The organism is Methanolobus sp. WCC5 (assembly GCF_045690325.1).
Taxonomy (GTDB): Archaea; Halobacteriota; Methanosarcinia; order Methanosarcinales; family Methanosarcinaceae; genus Methanolobus.
The window spans coordinates 390,988-416,765 of the sequence record NZ_CP146981.1 but is presented as its reverse complement, the minus strand read 5'-3'; the positions used below and the strand labels follow the sequence as shown (position 1 = coordinate 416,765).

The 25,778-nt window shown below is 38.3% G+C and carries 24 protein-coding genes and 1 tRNA gene; 11 read left to right on the top strand and 14 right to left on the bottom strand.

From position 1 onward, the window contains the following. Positions 1-13 precede the first annotated feature (13 nt). On the top strand, positions 14-793 hold the full coding sequence (locus tag V7O64_RS02045) for an alpha/beta fold hydrolase (protein WP_407356374.1): 780 nt from the start codon (positions 14-16) through the stop codon (positions 791-793). Positions 794-1,088: 295 nt separating this feature from the next. Beyond that, on the top strand, positions 1,089-1,841 hold the full coding sequence (locus tag V7O64_RS02040) for a formylglycine-generating enzyme family protein (protein WP_407356373.1): 753 nt from the start codon (positions 1,089-1,091) through the stop codon (positions 1,839-1,841). Positions 1,842-1,950: 109 nt separating this feature from the next. Here V7O64_RS02040 and V7O64_RS02035 read toward each other — a convergent pair whose 3' ends face one another. Then, positions 1,951-2,751: a helix-turn-helix transcriptional regulator gene (locus tag V7O64_RS02035; RefSeq protein ID WP_407356372.1), complete on the bottom strand. Its 801-nt coding sequence runs from the start codon at positions 2,749-2,751 to the stop codon at positions 1,951-1,953. A 510-nt stretch (positions 2,752-3,261) separates the two neighbouring features. Here V7O64_RS02035 and V7O64_RS02030 point away from each other — a divergent pair. Next, positions 3,262-3,813, top strand: coding sequence for a hypothetical protein (locus V7O64_RS02030; RefSeq protein ID WP_407356371.1), 552 nt, complete (start codon positions 3,262-3,264; stop codon positions 3,811-3,813). A gap of 90 nt (positions 3,814-3,903) precedes the next feature. Continuing rightward, positions 3,904-4,047 (top strand): AbrB/MazE/SpoVT family DNA-binding domain-containing protein, encoded by a 144-nt coding sequence (locus V7O64_RS02025; RefSeq protein WP_407356370.1) that lies wholly within the window; start codon positions 3,904-3,906, stop codon positions 4,045-4,047. Between the two features lie 659 nt (positions 4,048-4,706). Here the strand turns inward: V7O64_RS02025 and V7O64_RS02020 are convergent. From V7O64_RS02020 to V7O64_RS02005, 4 genes are all read right to left on the bottom strand, one after another. Then, a complete protein-coding gene (locus tag V7O64_RS02020) occupies positions 4,707-7,232 on the bottom strand; it encodes a hypothetical protein (protein WP_407356369.1) in 2,526 nt (841 codons plus the stop codon). Positions 7,233-7,234: 2 nt separating this feature from the next. Further along, positions 7,235-7,729 carry a hypothetical protein gene (locus V7O64_RS02015; protein ID WP_407356368.1) on the bottom strand — a complete coding sequence of 165 codons (495 nt, stop codon included), beginning with the start codon at positions 7,727-7,729 and terminating at the stop codon, positions 7,235-7,237. A 371-nt stretch (positions 7,730-8,100) separates the two neighbouring features. Then, positions 8,101-8,250, bottom strand: a complete 150-nt coding sequence (locus V7O64_RS02010) for a hypothetical protein (RefSeq protein WP_407356367.1) — start codon at positions 8,248-8,250, stop codon at positions 8,101-8,103. Between the two features lie 287 nt (positions 8,251-8,537). Next, positions 8,538-9,758 (bottom strand): tyrosine-type recombinase/integrase, encoded by a 1,221-nt coding sequence (locus V7O64_RS02005; RefSeq protein WP_407356366.1) that lies wholly within the window; start codon positions 9,756-9,758, stop codon positions 8,538-8,540. A 399-nt stretch (positions 9,759-10,157) separates the two neighbouring features. Between V7O64_RS02005 and V7O64_RS02000 the strand changes: the two genes are divergently transcribed. Further along, positions 10,158-10,349, top strand: coding sequence for a TRAM domain-containing protein (locus tag V7O64_RS02000; RefSeq protein WP_407356365.1), 192 nt, complete (start codon positions 10,158-10,160; stop codon positions 10,347-10,349). A gap of 314 nt (positions 10,350-10,663) precedes the next feature. Beyond that, on the top strand, positions 10,664-11,428 hold the full coding sequence (locus V7O64_RS01995; protein WP_407356364.1) for an SAM-dependent methyltransferase: 765 nt from the start codon (positions 10,664-10,666) through the stop codon (positions 11,426-11,428). A 378-nt stretch (positions 11,429-11,806) separates the two neighbouring features. Here the strand turns inward: V7O64_RS01995 and V7O64_RS01990 are convergent, their stop codons facing one another. Together V7O64_RS01990 and V7O64_RS01985 are read right to left on the bottom strand one after the other, a co-directional pair. Further along, complete coding sequence (locus V7O64_RS01990) at positions 11,807-12,685, bottom strand: META domain-containing protein (RefSeq protein WP_407356363.1); 879 nt, start codon at positions 12,683-12,685, stop codon at positions 11,807-11,809. A 235-nt stretch (positions 12,686-12,920) separates the two neighbouring features. Next, entirely contained in the window at positions 12,921-13,337 is a 417-nt protein-coding gene (locus tag V7O64_RS01985; protein WP_407356362.1) for a VOC family protein, read from the bottom strand. A 214-nt stretch (positions 13,338-13,551) separates the two neighbouring features. Between V7O64_RS01985 and V7O64_RS01980 the strand changes: the two genes are divergently transcribed. Continuing rightward, a complete protein-coding gene (locus V7O64_RS01980) occupies positions 13,552-14,157 on the top strand; it encodes a methyltransferase family protein (RefSeq protein ID WP_407356361.1) in 606 nt (201 codons plus the stop codon). Between the two features lie 26 nt (positions 14,158-14,183). Here V7O64_RS01980 and V7O64_RS01975 read toward each other — a convergent pair whose 3' ends face one another. The 7 genes from V7O64_RS01975 to V7O64_RS01945 form a co-directional block, all read right to left on the bottom strand. Next, positions 14,184-14,960 (bottom strand): alpha/beta fold hydrolase, encoded by a 777-nt coding sequence (locus V7O64_RS01975; RefSeq protein WP_407356360.1) that lies wholly within the window; start codon positions 14,958-14,960, stop codon positions 14,184-14,186. Then, complete coding sequence (locus V7O64_RS01970) at positions 14,938-16,206, bottom strand: radical SAM protein (RefSeq protein WP_407356359.1); 1,269 nt, start codon at positions 16,204-16,206, stop codon at positions 14,938-14,940. Before V7O64_RS01970 ends, V7O64_RS01975 begins: the two co-directional genes overlap by 23 nt. A 28-nt stretch (positions 16,207-16,234) precedes the next feature. Then, positions 16,235-16,969 carry a hypothetical protein gene (locus V7O64_RS01965; protein WP_407356358.1) on the bottom strand — a complete coding sequence of 245 codons (735 nt, stop codon included), beginning with the start codon at positions 16,967-16,969 and terminating at the stop codon, positions 16,235-16,237. A gap of 361 nt (positions 16,970-17,330) precedes the next feature. Beyond that, positions 17,331-18,251: a fasciclin domain-containing protein gene (locus V7O64_RS01960; protein ID WP_407356357.1), complete on the bottom strand. Its 921-nt coding sequence runs from the start codon at positions 18,249-18,251 to the stop codon at positions 17,331-17,333. 332 nt (positions 18,252-18,583) lie between these two features. Further along, positions 18,584-18,659, bottom strand: a tRNA-Gln gene (locus V7O64_RS01955). A 70-nt stretch (positions 18,660-18,729) separates the two neighbouring features. Beyond that, positions 18,730-19,134, bottom strand: a complete 405-nt coding sequence (locus V7O64_RS01950) for a hypothetical protein (RefSeq protein ID WP_407356356.1) — start codon at positions 19,132-19,134, stop codon at positions 18,730-18,732. A 29-nt stretch (positions 19,135-19,163) separates the two neighbouring features. After that, positions 19,164-19,487 (bottom strand): DUF2551 domain-containing protein, encoded by a 324-nt coding sequence (locus tag V7O64_RS01945; protein WP_407356355.1) that lies wholly within the window; start codon positions 19,485-19,487, stop codon positions 19,164-19,166. Positions 19,488-19,617: 130 nt separating this feature from the next. On the opposite strand from V7O64_RS01945, the gene V7O64_RS01940 reads away from it, so the two are divergent. The 4 genes from V7O64_RS01940 to V7O64_RS01925 all read left to right on the top strand — a co-directional run bounded on the left by V7O64_RS01940 (position 19,618) and on the right by V7O64_RS01925 (position 25,731). Next, entirely contained in the window at positions 19,618-20,106 is a 489-nt protein-coding gene (locus V7O64_RS01940) for a hypothetical protein (RefSeq protein WP_407356354.1), read from the top strand. Positions 20,107-22,120: 2,014 nt separating this feature from the next. After that, complete coding sequence (locus V7O64_RS01935) at positions 22,121-23,239, top strand: MFS transporter (protein ID WP_407356353.1); 1,119 nt, start codon at positions 22,121-22,123, stop codon at positions 23,237-23,239. 138 nt (positions 23,240-23,377) lie between these two features. Then, entirely contained in the window at positions 23,378-24,874 is a 1,497-nt protein-coding gene (locus V7O64_RS01930; RefSeq protein WP_407356352.1) for a sulfatase-like hydrolase/transferase, read from the top strand. Between the two features lie 41 nt (positions 24,875-24,915). Further along, positions 24,916-25,731 (top strand): metallophosphoesterase, encoded by an 816-nt coding sequence (locus V7O64_RS01925; RefSeq protein ID WP_407356351.1) that lies wholly within the window; start codon positions 24,916-24,918, stop codon positions 25,729-25,731. Positions 25,732-25,778: the final 47 nt, after the last annotated feature.

Genomic DNA, 25,778 nt, shown 5'->3' with positions numbered 1-25,778 from the left:
AAAGGAGATGTTTATGGACAAAGTAAGATCTAAAGACGGGACGTTGATCGCATTTGAGCGGAGTGGGGCAGGGCCTGCTCTGGTTCTGGTACATGGTGCAACTGCAGACCATACACGATGGGCGTCTGTCCTCCCCATGCTGGAGCAAAGATTTACTATTTATGCTGTTGACCGGCGTGGACGGGGAGAGAGTGGAGATTCAGCAAGTTACTCCCTTGAACGTGAATATGAAGACATGGCATCTGTAGTTGATTCCATAAAGGAACCTGTAAACCTGCTGGGACATTCTTATGGTGCTTTGATAGCTCTGGAGGCGGCACTGCTGGTAAAAAACCTTCACAAATTAATTCTGTATGAACCAGCTATACGCCTGAAAGGTTCACTCTATCCTCCAAATACAAAAAACAAAATTCAGGAGCTACTTGATGTGGGTGATAGGGAAGGGGGCCTGCAGGTATTCTTCCAAGAGGCTGTGGGCATTTCGGGACATGAGATCGTCAGCTTGAAAAAAGAACCTGCATGGACAGCACGCCTGGCATCAGCTCACACTCTTGTCAGGGAATTCGCAGACGATGATTACATTTTTGACCCTATGCGGTTCAAGGATCTGAATGTCCCGGCATTGCTATTATCTGGAAGTGAAAGTCCTGATGTGCTCAGGGCTGCCACCAAAGCTGTACATGAGGCTTTGCCTGACAGCAGGATCGTGGACATGCAGGGACAACAACACGTAGCTATGAGTACAGCACCAGAGTTGTTTGCACGTTTGGTCATAGGGTTCCTGACAGAATAAAGTTATGATCAAAGGTATGATCAAAAGAATGTTCAAAGGTATGGTCCCAAATATGGCCCGGAACGGCCCGGAACGGCCCGGGATATGAATGATACCCTCTATCTGTTCATTTCCGGCAAGTAAGCAAATGTAGTTTTTATCAATGACCTGCGGTATCCATAGTACTCAAAAAAGCCTAAATATAATCCTGCCTGACATTATAACATGGAAATATCCCAGATCATATCCCAGATCATAGGACCATAGTTGGTAAAACGATGGATCACGTTGAGGAAAAGTACAAAGAGTATAAAAAATGTTGCAAAAAGATGTGCCTGCAGGAAAAGATGATGAAGAGGCAGAGACGAATATGCATGCTGTGTCTGTGAAAAATTCCATAGGCATGGAGTTTGTGCTTATCCCTGCCGGGGATTTCTGGATGTATTCAAGTGGATCCGGCCATGAAGAACAGATCCATAAAGTGATCATCTCACGACCTTTCTACCTTGGGAAGTATCTGGTGACCCAGAGAGAGTGGGAATCTGTAATGAGCAGTCATCCTTCGTGTTTTGAAGGAGATGACAGGCCTGTTGAATGTGTATCCTGGAATGATGTGCAGGACTTTGTGAACAGGCTGAACTCAAAGGAAGACACTGATAAGTACCGTCTTCCGTCTGAAGCTGAGTGGGAGTATGCCTGCAGGGCGGGAACAAACACGATATATTCTTTCGGAAATGCAGATTCAAAATTGAGCGAATATGCATGGTATTATGATAACTCACAGCATATGACTCATCCGGTAGGCCAGAAAAAACCAAACTTCTGGGGCCTTTATGATATGCATGGTAATGTGTGGGAATGGTGTCAGGACATTTCCTGTATTCATAATATTCATAGTTATTCTCCGGTTGATAGCAGCTGCAGGGCAGCAGGTAGTATCTCCGGAATGGTCCTGCGTGGTGGTGGGTGGGTCAGCTATGCCAGAAAATGCCGTTCAGCTTATCGCAGCAGCTTCAACCCGGCCTATGGATGCTACTCCCTGGGATTTCGTCTTGTAATGTCAGTGTGATCATTCAGACCCTTCCACGACTTCTTAATCATCTTTATAATCATCTTTAAAAGGGCAATGCTCCTCTGTCTTTCCCAATAACTCACACTAAATTAAATTATATATACGATCAATCAAATTTCGATGTTGTATTATCTATAGATGTAGAACTTTTTAAGCAATGTGCAAACAGTTCTTTTCCCCATTCTAATGCTTCTTTATTGTTACAGAGAATATATTTGGTATCATATTCACCATTATTTTTTAATAGTCTCATCATAAAGTAATAATCGTTACATGCAAAGCCCACAAAACTCATATTTCCATTATATACTGAAAAATGAAGTAACTCGCTTTGCATAAGTTGTTCAAATTCTATGGAGTGCTCCGTTCTGAACCCTTCCATAACAGGTTGAGACACTATCATATGTACATTTACATTGTTTGATATCATCTTCGATAAAAACTGAGGAAATAACGGATGGTAAAATGTCACAATTCCATAATGTGATTTTGAAATAGGAGATGTTTCCAGAATTTCTTCATTGAGCTTATATATATCTGTGAAAGCAGGAGTTATAACCTTGCATTTACCAAGTTTGTCTATATTTTGCAAAAGATGTGGAGGAATAAAATTAAGATAGCGAGTACCCCAATAATCAATATCGCAATCTAAAACATCGATGGTTTCCAATAGTGGAACCATTTTCTCTGCTATCAGTTTTCCTATGGACGTCAATTCATAAGTGTCATTGTAATGATTAACCAGATAATGATCTTCCAGGAACCTTATCTGTGGAAGTAATGAATTCCTTGATGTTTCCAGTAAGTCGAGAAGAGTATTCATTTCCTTTGCCCCATCCAGCAACAATAGAAGCACATTCTTTCTCTTTTCAGATGCAAATATTATATCCAGCAGTTTTTTACTCATTTTAAGCACATCCTACCCGGAAATCATATACAATCCAACAATACAAATTATGTATAGATACTATTTAAAGTAAAGCAAGTAGCATATAGTCAACTGTAATTGATTATTTCATAAAATGGTTAGCTAAGATATTGAATGTCCTTAAACTCTATCTGCTTTGTGGTGGCATGCGTCTGACTATATCATTCCGATATCCGGGTATTTTCAGAAGATTTTGATAAATTATGAGAATAATACATAATTTTAAATAATATAGGATAAGTATAAGGATACCGGATAATTATTATTTAATATAAAAGCAGCAAAAACAATTCCGTAATTAAAACAAAAAATTGCTATGATGCTGTATTCTTTGCAGGGTAATGAGTGTTTAACTATATATGCAGACAATGAGCGCTTAAATTAGATAATCAGGTCAGCCATTTATCCTCTGCCTCCACAAAAACGATTATGAGGACTGTATTAAAAAGCGGTAAAGTGAACTAACATATCATTTCAGGAGTCATGCTAATGAAATTACCTCCATCTTTAAAGCACGCCTTTGTAGAGGCAATGATCCTGCAGTATACTGAGAATGATCCGTCTTTGCGGATCTGCGATAATCCTCTTACTTTTAAGGTTCCAATAGCAGGGATCCGGACAGATGCAAAAGGATTTGGCATCACAGACTCTGACATACTGGATACTGTTACTGAGAACCGCAACTCACTATCCCTTTGCGAAAATGGTGCTACCCTGCAGTTCATTGCTCCGTTCACCAGAAAATGCAACCTTTACGACGCTGTTCTTGATGATATCATGGAAAATACATCAAGGGATCAGAAATTCACTATGTCTTTTGAAGCTGCTTTAAAAGAAGGCCTCATCTACCATTTCTTCACAGGTTCCATCGTCCTGTTGGTTCCGGACGGCATGACCAGTCTGTCCCAGCTAAGATTCTCTCTAATGGCTGGAGGAAGCAAGCTCCGTGCTATCATGGATAGCACAGGAGGAGGCTGGGTATACGTTTTTCCGAAATATATCATGGAATTTAAACCTTTTTACGTAAATTCTATTTCATGATGTAAAAACATACCATTGTTTCAGGCATAAATATATTGATTAGTACTTCATATAGTACTAATAGCAGTACTTAAAAATAAGGTGTTTGAAATGGTCGTAACAATTCAAGAATATAATGGACAATACCGGATAACTATTCCAAACGATATTATAAAATTAGAAGGCATAAAGAAGGGTGACAAGTTCAACATCGTTAAGGTTCAAGGTTATCTAGCTTTAGAACCTGTTAGGTAACAAAATGTTTAAAATCCCGCCCAATATGGCTAAAACTATCTTAATGCCATGCTAGACCATAGGCATACATAAAAAAACCTCATATAAAGCGTACTGGGCAATCTTTTTTTTAGTCCACCTTTTAGTTTAAATCGTCCGTTTTGTCTGTTTACTTTTATAAGGCTATGTACATTATAATAAAAAACGCTATCTACTGCTACTATAGCAACAATAAAACCACGTATAAACGCATACCAGTGAACATAATAACATAAAATGCACTTTAAATATATAGAATATGCAAAAGTATATAGATATGGTATATATGAAAGGAATTTGAAGATATAAACGGAAATTATGCCATAGCTAAATATAATGAAATGCTGCTGCTTTTGCGCTCTTCCGCCCATAAAGCACTATGTTAATTTGTAACATGCTAAAATGTGCCATGTTAACATGTGACTTAGTAATATACTATGATATAACATTGCAATAGCGCAATGACGCAATTATATAACTAACCTATATAATATAAGTAAAAACAAGTAGCCTTAAGCAACTACAAAGCTGTTAAGGCTCTTTGGTATTGCGGCTTTTGTGAGAATTCGGAGGGACTGCAGGGCTGTCCTGGACCTGCCGCAAGTTCCTCTAAAAAAGAAAGTAAGAATAAAGAAAGGATTTTACAAATCCCCTTTCTCAACAAGACGAACAACAATATCATGAATCTTCTCAAGATCGTAATTCTTACTTGTAGATCCTTGATCTATCAAGAAATTCATTGTAAATTTATCTAGATTGGTTCTATTAATCTCTGTTTTATTTAATTGTTTCCATTTTTTAGCATATTCTTCTAATGAAGTTAAAGCCACAGAGGCAGGGTATACAGGGTACACAGGGTACAGAGTGCCAACTGTTTGCGTTTTTCCTGTACCCTGTTTTTTTTCTAGGGTACAGGGTACAGAGGGTACGGATAGGGTACGGTTAAAATCGTTATCAGTAGTATTGTTGTACCCTGTGTACCCTGTGTACCCTGTATTTTCTAGATTATTCTTTACAATATCTAAAACAATAGCTGCAACATCTTTATCAATTATTTTTATCAAAGTAACGTCTTCACTATGGAAAATATCGAATCCAAAAGTATTGAGATTAACTTTTGTACTTCTGATAGACTTTAAGATGTTCTGGGTTAGTTTTCCAAATGTTGTATACTTTCCGTTCCTTTTACCTAAATCTTTAAAAGAATGTTCTAAGTCGTCATATGGGATTCTTTCAATATCATGGCCATAATTACAAATACATTCTAACAAAATGCTGATATATTCGGGAGCATTCTGGAGTTTACTTTGAAATACGGATCTATCTATTTTGATAGATGCAATTTTCCGAAATGAGTCTAAATTAAGCTCACAAAGTATCTTAAATTGTTCTTCACATTCCTGTAGGAATTCCTTTGTATCTGGTTTATCATCTTTTACATATCTCTCAAAATTTGAGTAAAAAACGATGTGTAGGGCTGTCCCTCTTACATGTCGGTATGCGTCTTTACTCCCTTTTAAAAACTCCTTGATACTATTCAATGGAATATCCGATGATATTCTTTCTATTTCTTCAATGTAATTTTGCTCAAATGGCCTATTCAACCATGCTAATACTTTTTTATCTTTGAAGAGGCTTGAAAAATCATCACGTAAATACCATTGAACAGTTTTTAACACTTTCAAAGCGGTTTTTGAAATGTGGTTTTCTATTTTGTTACCTTCGGCTGTTTTCAATCCCGAATCAAACAGTACTGACCCAAGCCTAGACCCTAGAGCTATAGGGTTACCTGTGGCACAATCAAGAGTCTCTTGAAATATCTCATAGATTTCTATGTTTGTTATTTTTCTGTCTAGTGTTTTAGGATTCCCTAAAAATACAATCGGACTATAACCCTTTACCTTTATGCCTGTTCCTCTTGCTCTATATGTAGTTCCTGTTTCCATATAGTTTGAAAGGCCGTTAGATACTTCAGATTCCATAGATTCTGTAAGTTCGTCTATAAAAGTAGTATCTACTTGGCCGTTTAACAATCCCACATGATCCTTATCTGATGTTGAAAAACCAAGAAGATTAGAAACCGTAGCATCTCTTATTACGTTTTCAGATATCCTTGATGCAGTTGTGCTTTTTCCGGTCTTAGAGTTTGTTATATTTAATCCATGAGGTGCATATGGCATATACTCTTCAGGATCAATTGAGTTTGCGTTAGGGGCTGGAATCTGTGCGGTCATCAGCATATATAGGATAGGATCAATCTCTATCCCTCCTGTAATAGCTCTTTCCAGGACGTTATTTAGATTTCTGCAGCTCTGCAGCTCACTTTCCGGAATTGGCAGTACTTCTTCATAACAAAGGGGCAAAAACTCATCCCACAGCTCCCTTAAATCTTTCTTAGTGTTTGCTTCCCCGTTTACGTGGTCGGTAATACCTACTTTTTTTAACAGCTCTTTTCTAAAAATCCCTTCTCTAAACTGCGATGATTCAAAAACCGGCTTATCTCTAAGTACTTTTTTTGTTTCATCTGCTATAGGTTGGATATATATTTCACGAAAACCCAATCTGACCGGCTCTTTACCGGTATAGATTAAAGCAATTGGAAGGCTCAAACTTCCTTGAGCTATATAGGCAAGAACTACTTTATAATGGCTTCTAAAAGTGACAGATGATGTGCTTTTCTTTTGAATGCGTTCTACGTATTCAGTTAAGACCTCTTTTACATTAACTTCTGTAATCTCATTAAAGATGCTGATCCCTTCTAAGCCTTCTTCTACAAGATCAAGCTCAATACATACTTTTTGATCAGTTATTGATTCAATCCACATTTTACAAATAGGATCTTCTACATTGACCTGAATTGTGTTTTCATCAACTTGTCTGATGAGTTTTTCTACATTGTCTTTATCTTTTCTTAAATCTTGATAATAGTTATAGTACTCATCTGGGTTTAATACCCTCAAAAAAACTGATTTTAATATCTTTCCAAGTTTTCTTCGCTCTAATCCTTCAGCGTTAACACGTGGTATATATGATATATCACCTTTACTCAGCTTGTAATTTTCGGAATCAATTCCCCTTATTTCTTGGATATCCTGGAATACTTCTATTAGAGTATAGTCTACTGTGTTGCATGTTGTTTTTTGAAAAGAGTTAGGGATTATACTCATAATTACCATCCCTCCGTTACTTCCTTCAATCTCATCATATAGCACTCTCTGAAGTAGTCCGCCAATTGCTCGCTGTCGCTGTCTGTGCAAATTGCGCCATTTTCCCGGAGTATTCCGGCTACCTTGCGACTAAGTGCCTGTGCTGTAGATATCCACATTTCCCATACATTGCATCCAGATCCATCAACAAAAGCAACCCGTACTTTACTACAAATTCCATGTTCTGCATCCTGGCTGATTGCTGAAATGGTACACGGTACAGATGTTATCCGCCTCCACCCTCTGCGGTTGTTTTTTGTTATACGCTTGTATACTCCCTGAGAGTTGACTTTGTATCCAGTCGGCAGCATCAGGTCAATAAAAGTGCACCTTAAGGTATTGTCCGGCATTGTGACAGTCTCAAAGGTTATGTTTATAACCTTTAAGTGCATATCAGTGTATTGACTGTTTTGTTTTTTGTCCGGAGGGTTTCCTTCCGGACTACCTACCAATGTCATAATCTCACCCCAAGGAATACGCTGGCAATTTTAATGACGATGAAGGCAAAAATACCAACCTTGATTATGAAGAGGATAGTTTCAAAATCCATCAAACCAACCCCTTCATCTCAGCAATTTCTTTAAGGGTTCTTCCGGTACGCTCGGCTTCCTGTTCCAATTCAGCAAATCTACGTATGGCTTCTTGCTCTATATATTCGATTAAATCCATGTTTCCTTCCCGATTTGAAAGGACCACGAACCACAAAAGAAACAAAACATAACATCATGTTTATAAACCTATAAGTCTTATTAATTATTGTCTTGAGATTAACAAAACTTGTTGATCTTTTGCGGCCATGTCTGATATTACCAGTATCAGTGTGGCCCTTTTAATCATTTTCCTGTTTCATTCTTTCTTTTAAAATGTTGTTAACATAAGTGGATCTTTTGATTAATCCTCTTGAATTATCCATCCACTGCAAGATATCAGATTCAATACTTAATCCAATTACAATACATTTCTGCGGTTGTTCATTCATGTATATACTCCCGGACAATATTACTATTTACAATCATTATATAGTTAACATAGATTTTAACTATATAAATCTTGTAATGATACATAGTTGCGGCAATTGCATTATGATTGACTAGTGTATGTATATATAGTCCTTATATATGTATAAGTATTAATAACTATATAAAACATATAGAATAGAATTCTCTATGTATCTTAATACATAGTTGCGGCAATTGCATTATTACTAACTACTACCCACCAAAAAACAAAAAAAGATATGAATACAATTTAATAAAAAAGAAAATATTAAATTTTACCATTCAACATTTCCTTTAATCTCTTTTCGACTGCATCATTAAGCATCTTATCAAGCTCATAACGTTCTATTTTATAATGTTCCTTTGCGGCCCTCTCAGTTTCATATTTATCCTTTATTTCCTGATATTCGGATGAGCTGGTGACATCAACCTCTTTGGAAATTGTCACAAAAGGTATAAATTTCTGATATATAACTTTCAGTTTCCCAGGATCGCCTTCATAATAAGCATCCTTTGCACCATCAAGCGTGTGACCTACGAAATATTCTACTATGTCGCTATCTGCTCCCTCGTTTTTCAGTGTTTTAACAAATAGCTTCCTCATATTGTGACTGCGGTAAACATTGAAATATCCACGTGGTGTGCACAAGCCTGCATTTTTTGATATCCTTTGATAGACCTCAACGATCGCCCTGGGGACTAGTCGCCTATCTTCTTCATTTCGTGTGTGTAGATATTCCTTACGCACTTTTGCAGATATGAAAAGATAGCTTCCTGGTGTGGTCTTTCTGCGTTCATATTCCTCGATATCTTCCTTATATTGTGTTGCTGGCGGTCTGTCTCTCCATTCAAGATATTTATCCACTGCTTTTGTAGCCTCTGGACTTATGAATGTTATAAAGTCCTTCCCGACTTTCTCCCTTCTCATATCAAAGGTTGTTATCAGAGTTTCGGGATCATATCCGGCCCGGTACGCTTCCAGGGTTAAACTTGCGATCTCTGCCGCACCCATACCTGAACTAATCCCACATAGCGATATTGCCCGGTCCCTAAGATTTGCGTGTTCGTGTGCCTTTCGGATTCCTTCTTTATCTATTCTTTTAATGTTTTCCTTCACTGGCTTAACTTTCTTCTTGCTTCGTGGCTGCTTTGGAGTCTCAATGTAAAAAGACTTGTAAAAAGATATCACGCTGGATACATACTTTTCAATGGTCCCCGGTGCAAGTGGTTTGTTTGTGTTTGGGTTTTTCTGGTTTTCTAAGTATTGTCTAAACTGGGGAATTTTAAAGAATATCGCTCTCTCTCTCATGAGCTTCCCGGCCCGTATGTCCTGCTCTGCTTCGTTGATAAGCTCCGTAGGTGTTTGTCCGGTAAACTCGGTATATTGGACCATCGCCGTTAAATATGCTAGCTTCGTATTCTTTGCCGGACTTATCACTGCAAAAAGGTGCATCATCGTTGGTTCATTTTCAAGTGATCTTTTATCCATGTCATCAAACCTTTTCTAATTATAGAATATACGTAATATAGTATTTATTCATCATGGAATATACGGAATGTGGAAAAATGCCAGCCAGGGATACCAATGTTCAACAGGTTCTTGCAAGTTACCTTAAGGACATGTTTCCAGGAAAAATCGAATGATCAGTTGGGATCTTTTTTTATCAGAGACGCAATAAAAACATAAATCAGTCCTATTTACAGGAACAGGTATATATAGTATATTTACACTTGTTAAGGTGCTTTTAGAGTTTGAAACTGATTTGAGAAATAATAGGTTTAGATGGTATTACTTTTATTGTATTTACTGTTTTTTCACACCTTTAGACAAATGGTTGTATTTCTTTTTAAGCTAATTAATTAGGACGTGAAATATTTGTTTAGTAACATGAGTTCAAGTGCACCGGTAGAAGCCGGAAAAAGTTATGATGTGACAATTGAAGATATTGCAAGAGAAGGCGACGGAATTGCAAGAGTAAGCGGATTTGTTATCTTTGTCCCGGAAACCAAGGTCGGCGATGAAGTGTCAGTAAAAGTTACCAAAGTACTGAGCAAGTTCGCATTTGGCGAAGTTGCTTAATTCTCATATCAATTTAATTGAACATTCTGTTCAAACCCAAAAAGGAAGATTGGACTTCAATTCTTTCCATTCCTTCCATTCTTTTTTTCTTTCAGGTCTTTTCACAGTTTTTATCTTTACATCAGGAAGTAAAAGTGTAAAGTATCTGAATTTGCAATACCGGTCATTCCTAACCCCCTGCAAGTTATAAATAATAATGCAGATAGAATAAGATACTAAAAATATGCGTTTCAAGTGGAGACCGATACAGTCTCACTGTCCTTCTCTGAATTAACAAAACATTCTCAAAATAAACAAAAATAAAGAGTATTCCTATGGATCGTGTCGAAAAACTAGCTGCTTCCCTTACAGCAGAAAATATCCGTATTTTACCTTATTTGCCTTACCTTCTTCAGGATCTGTTTGAACTGGGTTCTATCCCGGAGGATATTGCACATCTCATAGAAAAACATATACCAATTGACACAAATTTTCACATCCTTGATCTTGCCTGCGGCAAAGGTGCGGTGTCCATTCATTTAGCCCAAACCTTCGGATGTAAGGTAGTAGGTATTGATCTCATGGAGGCCTTTATCAAAGAAGCACGTTGTCGTGCCAGAGAATACAATGTTCAGCATCTTATACGTTTTGAGATTGGGGACATCATCGATGCCCTGGAACATCCTGGAAATTATGATGTGGTTATCTTTGGTTCTGTTGGAGATGCTTTAGGTAACCCTGAAGAAACGCTAAAAATCATCTCTAAACCCCTTCGTCCGGGAGGATGGCTGCTCATAGATGATTGCTATGCTAAAGAAAAACCCTTCAGCTCCTGTTTTCCCAAGGCCGACTGGCTGAAAGCCTTTGAAAAGAACGGTTGTTTAATAATTGAAGAACTCCCTGTGAATCTTTCACGACTAATAACGATTAATCGTTTCACTCAAACGAAGATCGCACAAAGAGCAGCTGAATTATCACTCACATACCCGGAAGATGTTAAACTGTTTGAAGGATATGTGGAAAGTCAGCAAAGAGAATGTAATGATCTGGAAGGTGACAGTCTTGTAGGAATCACCTGGCTACTGCAAAAAAACCGCTGATCTTGTGAACTTCTGTGCCGGGTACCTTTATACAGTTCAACACAAACCTATACTTGATAAAAAAGATCATATTTAATGAAAAAAAGGAGAAGAAGGATGAACCCTTTTCATCCTTCTTTGTTTTCCAAATGTTCATACCCCACTGTCTCACCACATCAGTGAGTCCACTCCTGGATATATGATTCTTCCTCTTCTGCTCAAGAAAGCCCCTAATCCAACCCGCGCACGTATGTACGATAGGGAAATTTATTCCCTGCATATTCATTTGTTGTTCCTGCACTTATAATTATTGTATTGTTTTTTTTGATGTGAATCATAATTATAACGCCATTATAATTTCAGATATGAATATATCAGATGTTTTATTTTGCAGTTGTTTCACTGAGCAAATGCTTCTTTCATGTCAAAAAGCATTTCATCACCACTATTGCCCAGACTGAGAACAAGCCGTCCGTTTTGCAGTGAGAAGGCTGTTACATTGCTCAGCATGGAGAGATACAGCACATCCATGGAATCCGGACCGCAGTATGCCTTTGTCAGGGCTGGCGTTGCAATTGTAAGATTGTTCCCTTTAATTGCATATTCTCCACTTCCGACATTGCAGTCTGCTTTGATAGAGTATCGTTCATCTGCCTGGAAAATGATACTATAGTTTTCCGGTTCAGCAACGGCAGTCTGGCTGACAGCATCTTCAGTGCTTTCTACAATTCCTGTCCACTGCCATTCAATATTCAGGATATCCTCTGAAGAAGCGGGACTTTCTTTAACGAAGAACATCTGCTTGCCCTCTTCTTCAAAACTAAGGACCAGTTTCTCATCTTCCATCGAAAAACCTGTCACATCATGCAGAAGGGAAAGATACTGACTATCAAGGGATTCCGGACCGCAGTATACAAGAGTCGTAAACCCGGGCTCTATTATGAGGTGATCCCCTTCAAAGCTATATTCACCGCCTCCGCCGTTACAGTCTGCCCTGATACCATAGGTCCCGTCCTTTGAGAACTGTATTGTATATCTCTGAGGGTCCGGGATAGTTGACAGATTGCCGGTCTCATCTCCGGTTAACGCTGACCACTGCCAGTTAATATCAGCGATATCATCAATGGATGCAGCTTCAGGATCTTTTTGTGCCTCTGATTGCCCGTTGCTTGTCTCTTCGGTAATATCTGTTGTGTCAGTGCAACCGGATACCAGAAGAGCGGCACTTGCCAGAACACATATGAAAAGTAATGTCATTATTTTTTGTGTATTTAACATATTTCTTCCTCCATGCACCTGAGTAGTACCTGTGATTATTTAGCCATTCCCTTGACTTCGAATAGAATTGAAGTTACTGCAAGCTGTTTTTACAACATAGGAATCTAGGAATCGATAGATATTAACAAATATCACAAATATCAACAAATAAAACATCAAAAAAATAGATCATCTACATGCATGATCTTTCCTGAATTTGTGGATTTCTAAAACCGAGAACTTAACCATTTTAAACTCATTCGATTTCATAGTTGAACTGCCATCCAATCCCGAATTTATCGGTCACAAAACCGTACAGTTTGCTCCAGAAAGTTTCCTGGAGTTCCATGCCAACAATGCCCTCGGTCTTAAGCTGATCAAACATTGACCTTATCTTTTCCATGTCATTACTTATGATCATAAGACTGATATTGTTCCCCGCAATCAGGGGCATATCAGGTGGGACATCTGAGAACATCACCGTGCTTCCCTCTATATCAAGAGAAGTATGTATTACCAGGTCCTTTGTTTCATCAGTAACTGGAAAATCCTCTCCTGGCGGCAAATCCCTGTATAACATGATCTGAGGGTTTTCAGTTCTAAATACCCTTGCATAGTATTCCACTGCTTCCCGACAGTTACCGCTAAAATTTATGTATGCCTGTACAGACATTTTTATCACTCCCATCTTCAGTTCTAAAACGTAAAGAAAACACAAATAATGGAACCTGCTACCATAAATAGTTTATCGATCTGTAAAAAAGCAAGAAACATTTAAACGTTTAAGTTTATATTCACAATACATTTATATTGACAATAATTCCACGCATAATCCCTAAATATCCCTGAATATAACAATAGCTAAACAAAAACCGGAGACAAAGAAAGTGCTTTCACCTACTATCATCCTGATATTCTGTCTGCTTGCATTTGCTGCCATTCACAGTATGCTGGCCAGCCTGCGTTTCAAACGTATTATCCGCAAGGCCCTTGGGTCCAGGGTAGACAGTCTATACATGCCGGTGTACAATATCATTGCATTGATAACACTTGCGCCGCTGGTCTATCTGCTCTACCGCAATCCTGGAGAGATCTTGTACGTTGTACCATCTCCCTGGTTCTGGTTCATGGCAGGTGGGCAGGTAATTGCTGCACTTGTAGCTCCCAGGGCTTTACTGGATGCCCCGCACAGGTTCAGGTTACACTCTCAATTATCAGAACCATATACAGCAGATGCCAGTCGTCTGGATATCCGGGGAATATACCGCTGGGTGAGGGATCCGTTCCTGCTCTCAGGACTGGTTATTATGTGGCTCACGCCCTTTATGACAGTTAATTTGCTGGTTATATACATTTTAGCGACAATATACCTTGTACTTGGGTCACTGCACTGGGAAAGCAGGCTTGTGGCACAGTTTGGGGATGAATACCGGGAATACCGGCAAAAGGTTCACAGGATAATTCCCCGACTGAAGAAGTATGATGGTCAATAAAAACCAAAAGGCGCAATTGGATAGGTCTACAACACCTTATTTGATTCCAGATAACGGAAAACGATATTATTGAACTTATCATGACCTTCTATGGAACATACGTGTCCGCAATCGTCAATAACTTCTACAAGTGAATTCTTTATTCTCTTGCTGTATTTTAAAGTATCCTTTAAAAAGAGATAGTCCTCACTTCCCGAAACGCATAAGACATTGATCTTATCATCCAGTTCATCCAGCCAGGTAAGACTTTTAAGTGTCTGAGGGATAACGTCCAGCCATTTACAAAACTCATCGTGGCCCAGTTTCTTTGCTTCGTTTACAAAAATGCTTCTGGATCTTTTATGTTTTTTCTTAGGCATAATGACATATGCAAAGAATTTGTAAAGGATCATGTAATTGGCGGTTCTTTTGAATGTGATTGCAATGTAAAGCAGTAGCTTTGTCTTCAGATTGAACGTAAGGATCCCGCCACCCATTATCAGGGACTTTACCTTCCCGGGATAAAGTATTGCAAATCGCAGGCATATAAGTGAACTGAAAGAGAAGCTCAGGATATGGGCCTTCTCGATCCCGTAGTGGTCCATGGTGTTCTTAATGAGCCTGCATATTTCATCCAGATCAAGCTCATCATTTGATTGCAGCTTATGCATTTCCAGCACAAGAAGGTTATAATGTTCAGAAAAGAATCTTATCTGCTTTTTCCATGTTCTTGCACTGCCTCCAAAGCCATGGACAAGGATCATCCAGTCCGCAGAACAGTTTAGATAGTATGTCCGGGCACTAAATATTCTTTCTTCTGCCATCGGTAATTCCTTTCTTGAAAGCAAAATATTTCAAAAATCGTGGAAAATTCCGCTGTACGTATTCAGGCATCCTTTTAAACAGTTCCTCTGATTTTTCTTCCCATTCCCTGGCCCTCTCAAAACTTTTCCCGGCAAGTGCTTCAGCAGATTCCGGACTGGCCAGATGGGTCGATCTTGCTCCACCGGCATTGACCACATCGATGATAGCCTGAGGATTATCAATCAGGGGACATGGTCTCAACGGATTGTTTGAGAACGGCTGGGCATTCCTGAAGGTGGTGAAGAACTTCGACCTGAGGGCATCAGCAAGCGATACCTCGTAGATGTTAGAATCGGAATAATGGCAGAAAGCGCATGGCTCAACATCACCCTTGGCATTGATATGTGCAAAACCGACACCTGCACCGATACAGCCAAAAGAGAGGTGGCCGTTGTTCCAGAAATCTATGATCACATAGTCGTGCTTTATACAGTAGTCCCTGATCTTTTCCTGGACGTAAGCCCTTTGCTCGGCATTGCATACAAGAGAAGTATCTGCATCACTTCCAACAGGAATATACTGGAACAGCCAGCCAAACCACGCTCCTTTTTCACGCATATGGTCAAGGAATTCATCACTGGCTATGGTCTTGTAGTTCTTTGAATGGTAACAGGCCGAAAAAGCAAATGCTATGTCTCTGGACTTTAAAATATCCATGGCCTTAATCGCCTTGTCATAAACACCCGCCCCTCTCCTGAAGTCAGTCTCTTCCTTTGTTCCTTCTATACTTATAAAGACATTAAAATTACCCAGTTCAGCCATTTCATCGGCAAGTGCTTCATCGATCAGGGTGGCATTGGTAAAAGCTCCAAAGGTCATTTTGTTGTGTTTTCTGCATAATCTGAGGATGTCTTCTTTTCGAAGTAAAGGTTCACCGCCCGTCATTAAACATTCCATGATACCTAAACTTTCAGCCTGATCCAGTATATCATCAAGTTTTTCATATGAGATGTTATGCCCGCTTTTATAATCCTGCGACCAGCATCCCTTGCATTTCAAGTTACAATCGCTTGTAGGGTCAAGCAAAAGATCTCTTGGGATAGAACATTTGTTTCTGAATCCATGATATAGCTCTTTTAGAGTAACATAATTTGTCATGGTAAAGTGAGTGGTCATTCCCTTGGCAAAAAAGAATTGTTTGCATTGGTAAACGTAAGCCTTATGATGCGGGAAAGGAGGTATTTCCTCTCTTTTCCCGTTAATCACTAAATACCTCAATTGCAAAACCCCATACCTATTTTTTAGTCACGGACACTTTTTGTGGAATAACTCCATCAAATACGAATTCGCCATCTGAATTAGAGCTCAGACTCTTTATTTCAAGTCCCGGGACAACTGTATAGATACGTGGGAAGTATTCTTCCATTACGCTTACACTTTCCTCTTCCATGTATTTATCTGGAAGTGAGACCGGGCCGAGATCAAACGTTTCCGGATCTCCGCTCAATTGGTTGTTTGTAACGCTGACACGTCCTTTGCTATAGATGTTCAGGCTATCCGGAAGCGGAAGGGGGACATCGTCAGCAACGTCAGAATACAGGTCGGTTTTCAGTCTCTTTATATCTGCCTTACTTGATCCTTCCATTGTTCCGTCAGGCAGGACTTTGACCTGCAGGTCATCGAACCACCAGAAGCCTGGTGCAAGCTCATTCAATAATGCCGTTGCCTCTTCATCGGATAAAGTGAACTCCTTTCTTTCATAGTCAGAGAACTCAAAATCATAATCATGGATGGATTTCTTTTCTGCATTCTTCTTGTATTCTTCCAGTTCTTCTCCGGTCAAACCTTCGTATTCCACCTGAATACCGGTTTTTTCCAGAGCGCTTAGATAGTCCTCATGTGTGTATCGGACTCCAAGGTCCTTGGGCCCCAATAATGAAAAACTTGCATAGGCCCAGAACAGGCTACCCAGGACCAATATAACTACCGCCAAAAACACATACTTGAATTTCCCTTTGTTTTCACTCAACGTATCACCAGCTATTTTTTTATAATTATCCTTGTTTTGTAATAGTATTAATAATAATCTAATATCTACTTAAGATAATATCCCATTTATTTAAATAATATACCGCCCGGCTTGTTTAAGCCAGTTACCAGGCTATAATGCTGTTTTCAATGGAAAGTAAGAAATAATTATGCGTCTGTGGCATTATTCGCAATAAGTATATAGGTTTTCCGATTTGTTGCGGACGATCTTTCTGCTATCTAATTATTAAATGCTTTTAAAAAAGCGGAACAGGATAATGAAACAGCTCATCCTTCGGTTATAATTCAGGTAATAAAAAAAGTAAGCAAAAACTCATAAAGAAAAGGGAAAAGGGTTTCCCTTAAGTCATTGAAGGTGGGAGTATGACCTTGTCAATTACATGGATCACACCATTTGTTGTTAGGATATCTGTTTGTGTAACATTTGCATCATTTAGCATTACACTTCCATCGCTTACAACGACGGTAATATCTTCACCCTGCACTGTTGTTATAGAGTCCATTTCAACAACTTCCCCGGCCAGATATTCACCTGCTGCAACATGATACGTGAGTACGGCGGTAAGTGCCTCCTCATCTGCAAGCAATCCATCAAGGGTCCCTTCGGGCAGTGCCTCAAATGCAGCGTCTGTTGGTGCGAATACTGTAAACGGTTCTTCACCGCTTAAGGTCTGATCAAGGCCTGTTGCCTGAAGTGCAAGTACAAGAGTGTCAAATGAACCTGCAGCAACAGCTGTTTCCACAATATTCATTTCCTCAGGTTCTGTCATGGAGGGTGGCAGTATGACCTTGTCGATCACATGGATCACTCCGTTACTGGCTTCAATATCTGCCTGGACTACATTTGCATCGTTGACCATCACATTCCCATTGCTGACGCTAATAGTGAGCTCTTCGCCTTGCACTGTTTCCAGAGATGTCATACCTGTAATGTCACCGGCCATATATTCACCTGCTATCACATGATATGTGAGTACAGCGGCAAGTGCTTCCTCATCTGCAAGCAATGCATCAAGGGTCCCTTCAGGCAGTGCTTCAAATGCAGCGTCTGTTGGTGCGAATACTGTAAACGGTCCTTCGTCAGTTAAGGTCTCTTCAAGACCAGCCGCCTGCACAGCAAGTACAAGGGTGTCGAAAGAGCCGGCATCCACGGCAGTTTCTACAATGTTCATTTCCTCTGGTTCCTGAGGTTGTTCTGCACAACCTGATAAAAGCACGGCTGTTGCAACTAGCAACACACACATTATTTTCACTATATTCATTTATTCCACTCCGGACATTAAGTCTCAATTTTATTGACAATTTCCTATTGTCTTTCTACATATTATATGTGTCCCTATGTATTTATAAAAAATTCTATGTCAGATATTTATATTTACAAAAAAAACAAACAATATATAGAAATAATATAGAAATGAAATCTACAAAAAAGAGAATAAATTGCAATTACTGAGAACAAATGTCTGTAATCTCTGACAAAGGATTTAGTGGATTATTAGGCTTATTTGAGCAAAATTTGTATGAATCATTTAAATGCAAATAGTCTGACCGCAGGTCTGATCAAAGGAACTAAATAAAAGGACAAAACAGATTTTGGTAGCCCGGCACGGATTCGAACCGAGGTTGCGGGATCCAGAGTCCTGCATGATTGACCACTACACTACCGGGCTACGGTGAATGCATCTCCTTAATTGTAAAGGTTAGATATTAAGATATCGGTCGGATAGTCTCAGAAAAAGGTTAGTCCAGACTTTCCGGGTTTTCATTGAGGACTGCAGTCCACCACCATCTGGCCATGTCAACCAGATCTTTACTGAATTGACCGGATAAACGATATTCTTTATTTTTATGCGTGATCAGGCCGGCACCCAGCAGTTTGTTTCGCATTGCATAGAAGGAGGCCCTGCCAATGTCAAGTTCCTTTAGCAGGCTTTCCCATTCACTGGTCTTTATAGGATTGCCGCTTTTCTGGCGGTCTTCTACCATCATTAAAAATCTCTGACCACGGACTGCCGTCGCCTCTTCCTGGAAAAGTCTTCTCATCAAATTGTAATATGGATCCCTTGAATGTGTTATCCGTGAATTTGCATCTGAACGTACAACTAATGTAGTAGAGCTACGCGGCGCGTTTTTTACAAGAGACATTTATGATCGGACCTTGTCTAATACAAATGTCAGCAATTTGAAGCCGATGTCTTTGATTCCAGTGCAGACCTTATAAGGTCTTCATATTCCTCCTTTAAGGAATATACTATGGGAGTCTTGTAAGACTCTTTGTGAGACCTTAGAACACCTAATTTTGAATAGATATAACCTACCATTGATGCCACAGCGCTGCGCGAAATATCATACTTCTGAGTAATATTTGCATGCAACTCATCTACAGTTGTCTCTTTTACTTTAAGGAATAGAGATAATATGTGACTGCGAAGTCCGTTAACATCTAGCTCGACGAACTTTTGCAATCTTCGTTTTATTTTTGCGCGAATTGAGTCCATAGCTTCACCTCATATATAGCACAAAATTTTATATGTACCTCAATCTATATATAGGTTTTTAAAATTTTATAGCATGAAGCTAATAATAAGATACAAATATTAAGATAGGTATGCCAAAATAACTAATAATATGAGGGCATTCAATGAACTCTCAGTTTTGGGTGACTACATGGCTATCAGGTATGATATTGAGAATAATGTACTGCAGATTGATGGCAATGATCTGCATCCGCAGAGCCTTGATGGGAATTTCATTGGCCTTTGCAAAAATTGTAATGCCGATGTGAACAGCCTCAGTTATCATTCATATGCTGAAAATATGATCGTGATCGCAAAATGCAGCTCATGCAAAACCATCTTTGCTATCGTGTATGATAAGGACTGGAACTGGCAGGATGAAGAGACCATTACCCAGTTCTTTAGCCTTAAGGACAGCAATGACCTCCGGACCCTGGACAGTATCGATAAAAAGAGGCTTGCTACTGTTTTTACTCCTGCCGAGACTACAGCCATGTATGCTAAAGCACGCGGAGAAAAATATGTCCGCCAATACCTTTACAGAGCCAGAAAAAAGTATACTGATTTTGAAGAACTGTTTGATGTCCGATTGAACATTTAACTTTGATTGTTTGGTTTGGTTGAACTTAAAATAAATTAATTATATATAAATACAAGATATATTTATAATACATAATTAATTTTAAAATATGAATATATTATTTAACTATTATTATATTGATATTTTCGAGTTCATTCGTATATGGGTGTGCAATGCAAAGTAATAGGAAAAGCATAGGACTATTATTTTATAATTTACATAATTTTATTATGATTTTATTTTATTAAATTAATGATGTAAGGGTAGTAGAACTGATTCTTAGCAAAAGTCTAACAACAACTATAAATAGTAACATTTGCATATACAGAAAAGCAGATAAGGATCATAAACCTGGTAAGGCGCCAACCCCCACAACCCAACCACTATTTTATTGTACCACCATATTCTGCTGCCTTACCAGGGTATATTTTTAATATTACATTCTACACAACAACAAATAAGAGTAGTTCCTTAACTTATTTTTGTAAACCGGATAACTTCGACCTAACTTATCTTTAATTTTTAATGTAGATCATAAGCTATTAGAAAAGAGTTAAAATCCGTGAAATATAAGATAATCTTATAAAAAGATTAGTATGTAATTAAACATAGTTACTTATATAATAGACTACTATATCATGTAACATACAAATAAATGTAACAATATATAGTCACTTATAATTATTTGAAAGTAATACAAATAGCATATTATTTAGTTATATTTATATATTATAATTAATAAAAAGATAGTTTCGTATATATACGAACAAAGATAGCAATATTAAGGAATCACTCAACAAAAGGCAAACAAACTAATAATAACAATACATTATAATAACCACAAATAATATTTATATCATTTTTAATAGTCATCTAACCACACACCCCATATTAAATAAACATATTTTTATATATTACTTTATGACATGTTTCCCTAGTAGGCGATGAGTTAAAAAGTACAAGATAAAACTAGCATCAATAATGTTGAAAGTTGAGTTAAAAGTTGAGTTAAATCTCTGATATTTAAAATGTTTTTGAAAGTGTGTAGCTGAAACTTTTTAAAAATTATATGGTTTAATTAGTGATTTCAAAACATGAAAAATCAATAATCATTCATTCCTATAGTCATTATGCATGAACTGTGTATCTCTTCAATATTGGCAAAATTGATATGTTTTTCTGAAAACACTTATTCCATAGTATATAAGAATACATTGGTATTGACCTTCGCCATCACCATGATCTGCATGAAAAGATCGAGAAACATCATACCCTTACGGAAAGCACCCACATTCTTATAGTATATGTAACAAATAAACATCAAAAAATACATGGAATCGATTATATGCTTTGAATAGAGAAGTAATCCCGAATAACTATAAAAAGATAAATGTAAAAAGACAAATAACATTTCTACCATTTACAGCTGCAAAGCCAATCCAAACCAATCCAAAAATTGGATCAATGATTTAATAAAATAAGGAAAAAAAGTGAGTGAACTAATTTGGATATGTAATTAAATATACAAAATATTTTAAGTATTTTCTTTAAAAAATTAAAATTTGTAGTGTGCGTATATATTATTAAACTATTTTTATATAAATGTTTCTAGGCTTCTTAGCCTATACTAAAATGACAAAAAAGAAATAGATAAATATAGCTTTATATTTTTGTTAAAAATAAATAAATGTACTTTAATTAATAATATTTTTTAATTTTTGAGTATAATTTAATTTTAAGCATAAATTTTTTAAAACGTTTCACATGTACATCTAGATATATACTATTTAGTGCATATAATCTGATTTCCTCTGGAAGTGTTATCACAATGATATTCAAATTTTAAAACTATATTGTTTAGTATATGCTTTTATATACATCGCACATTCTTTTGGCTTGAACATAGTATATGAACATATCTATTAGTAGTGTTCTATTAGTAGTTCTATTGGTAGTTCTATTAGTACTCCGATCATAGCTTCTAAAAATAAATAGAATGGCTGCATAATTGATTATTCTGTAAAAGGTGGAACTTATGGAGAAAAACCGGCTTTTGATCTATTGCACTGTGTTCCTCATCATGGGACTATCTAATTCAGTCATTCCGGTTTTACCAGAATTAGCCTCTATTGATCATGTATCTTCCGGAACTCTTACATATACACTGCTGTTCTCAGGATACTTCATAGGGGCTTTGCTGACAATGATCCCGTTTGGGTTTATGGCAGATCTCTATAACAATTTAAAGTTGATAGTTTTTTCAATAGCCCTCACTTTTATTGCAGGAACGGTGCTTATACTTACTGAAAATCTATTTTTGCTCATCATTGCCCGATTTATAGAAGGAATTGCATGTGGAGCTTTTTTCCCTGCAGCATATGCTATGTTATCTGAATTTCAGGAAAAGAACCGCTATATAGGCGAATTCAACTTCCTGCTGAATGCCGGACTTGCCCTGGGAGTTGCATCTGCCGGTTTTCTTGCCTCCTGGTCCATAAAAGGTTCAATTCTCCTTTTCACAATCCTTTCGGTATTCATACTCACGTTTAGCATCTTTTTGGTAATGAACAATGAAAATGAAAAACCAGTAGTTACTAAAAAGGTCCGTTTCTCTGATATTGAGCAGGTTAAAAACAAAATAATCAATACTGACTTTCTTCGTATATGGATAATTGCTTTCCTTTTATTTGGCATCTCCGGAGTGATGCTTGCATTTTATCCGGAATATGCCAGGGATAATTTAAGTAAACCGGAGCTTGGTATTGCCATTGCTATTCTTTACATCAGTTCCATGCTCACTAATATACTGGTCGGAAGAATGCCTCTGCAATTCAGAACAATGATCTATTCAGGGATACTGCTTGCTGCTGCCGGTGTGTTGATATCGGTACGATTTCCGTTCCTTGGTTTTGCACTGGTAGGCATAGGCTCCGGAACCGGGATGATAGGATTACCGGTTGCTGTATCCCACATGCCTTTTGACAGAGGCCTTGCCATGGGTATATTCAATACATACACATATGCAGGTCTTGCATTCATGCCGATAATTGGCGGAATGCTCATAGGATCGGGCTATCCCACAATGGTTACCCTGGCTGCTCTTGTAATGATCCTCTCTCTTTTCCTGAAAGACGGGTTAAAAAGTGAGAGTTGACTGTTAAAATGCTATATTTAAAAGATAATAGTCATAAGAAAAAAGACTGAAATTTATATAAAATTTTAAAAATTGATTTATAAAAAGTAAATCAAAATCGAAACTTTATTATGTGTTGACCATCTCCTCCCTAACCAGATGACAGCCGGAAAGTATGAAAATAAGCACAAAGAAACCGTATATAGTAAGAACAACAGAACCATTTCCTTTTCCACGTCAATGTTGAAGTTCCCATTACTTTTCATCCTGATTCTATTCACTGTGTCGGCAGGTGCTGCAAATGAGATCATAGAGATAAATCCGGTGAACACGCCACATGGTGCTGTCATCTTTATCGTTGACGGACTAAGTTCCTGTTATGTTTACCCGGAGTACACACCCTATGCTATTGACGGCAGCATTCTTGACAAGGCAGACACAGAAAAAATACAGTATATATTTGACCAGAGCTCCAGGGTTTTAGATGTTGTAGCACCTCAGACATTCACAGAAGGCGGGCATTCGGTACTTGTTACAGGTTATTCCAGGGCAGATGGGATACTCGTTGGTTCTTCCGGGACTACTATCTATGATATAGCACATGATTATAGATACATGACCTTTGGAGTCATGCAAAAAGGTGATTCTTCCGGGATGTGCAGCAAACAGCATGTAATAATCCATGATACCAGTAATTCAGTAAATGAACCTGCAATGGTAACTAAAACGAACATGCTTTCAGGTCCGCAAAAAAGCATTTCCTTTGCAGTTGCAGAACTTATGCAGGAGCATTCTGCTACATTGCAGAAACGTCTGGAAAAATATCCGGAAGGTTCCCAGGAACGATATGATCTATATAACATCTGGGCTATCGAAACCGGCATAGCTGTCATTGATCTCATGGGCACTGAATATCCCGGGCAAAAATACATCCTCACAATAAATGCAGGTGCAGTGGATAGTGCCGGACATTACAAAAAAGACAGCGGGTACATTGCAAGTATCGAAGGCATAGATAATGCTACTATGGAATTGTATCTGGCATGCCTTGAGAACAACATTGCTTTCATACTAACCGGTGATCACGGAATGGGTTTTCCAACCAGGGATTCCAGAGGCGGTCACCAGGCAGAAAAATATTCGGTGATGCCTGAATCCCAGAAAGTTCCCTTTGTCATTGCTGCAAAAGATGTCAATATCGCGATCATTGAAGGTCAATTCGGGCAGGAGGACATAGCCCTTACTATACTTGATATTCTGAACATACCGGGAAAACTGAGAGCTGCTGACGGTACAGTCATTCCTGTAAAAGACTATGTGAACATAATGGTAAATGTCCCCGGGGAAGGTGAGCTTATACTGATAGACGATGAGACCGTACTTTTTCAAAACACTGTCCATGAAAGCATACTATTTCTGGGTATGGTGCCTGACAGTGATCACACTCTCAAATATATACCTTCATCAGACCCGGGTAAAGAAGTTAAAATGCAGATCAATACCGGATCAAGTATGGTGGTTGATATGCATGCACCTTCAGAACATTCCGAAAACCATAAATCCTACCAGAACCCACGTTATATTATAGGCGGGGGAGTCATAGCTATAGTGAACCTTGCCGGACTTATGGGTATACGCAAAGTATTGAAAGAATAAATGATACATTGCAGCTGGAATAAATAATGAAGGCGATGGCCTTGAGCCAGACGGAATTGGATTTGCTTCTGCAGGAAACAACAGGGATCTTCAGAAAAGAGCCGGCACTTATTCGTGTAAGATCAACAAATGCAATGATAGTAGGTGATATTCACGGGAACCTCATGGCACTGGATTTCCTGGTGCAAGTGCAGCGGGAAATGAACAGTACCAGCATATTGTTCCTGGGAGATTATGTAGACAGGGGAAGAAATTCCGTTGCTGTTCTCAGCAGACTGCTTGAACTGAAACTAAAGGGACCACAAACCGTAATCCTTTTGCGAGGGAATCACGAAACACCGGAAATGAACAGGGCATATGGATTCTATGAAGAGCTTAATGATGAAGAGCTTTTTGTGGCTTCAAACTATGCCTTTCAGCAAATGCCGGTAGCAGCTGTGGTAAATGATACTGTGTTCTGTGTGCATGGAGGCATTCCAGGACCTGTTGATATTGAAAGAATTGGAAAGGAAGATTCATTCCCTTATCTGTGGAACGACCCCTCTGACCTAAAAGGCATGACGCCATCCTTACGCGGGATCCGTCCAGAATGTTTCGGCCCGGATGTGTTCAATGATTTTATGGCCCTGAATCATCTTTCAATGATGATGAGGGCGCATACTGCTTATTATAAAGGATATACCTGGTGGTTCAATGACCGGTTGCTTTCTCTTTTTTCATCACCTGACTATGCAGGCAGGAAGAATGTCGGTGCTTTTGCTATTCTAAAAGAAGACAAAGTTTCCGTGTTCATATTTGGAAGGAAAGGAAAGAACAGCTATGGAATAATCAATGGGAATCAGGAAAGGGATGAGTAATTGATATTTGATAATATGTTCGATTCACAATTGTTAAATAGCGAGGA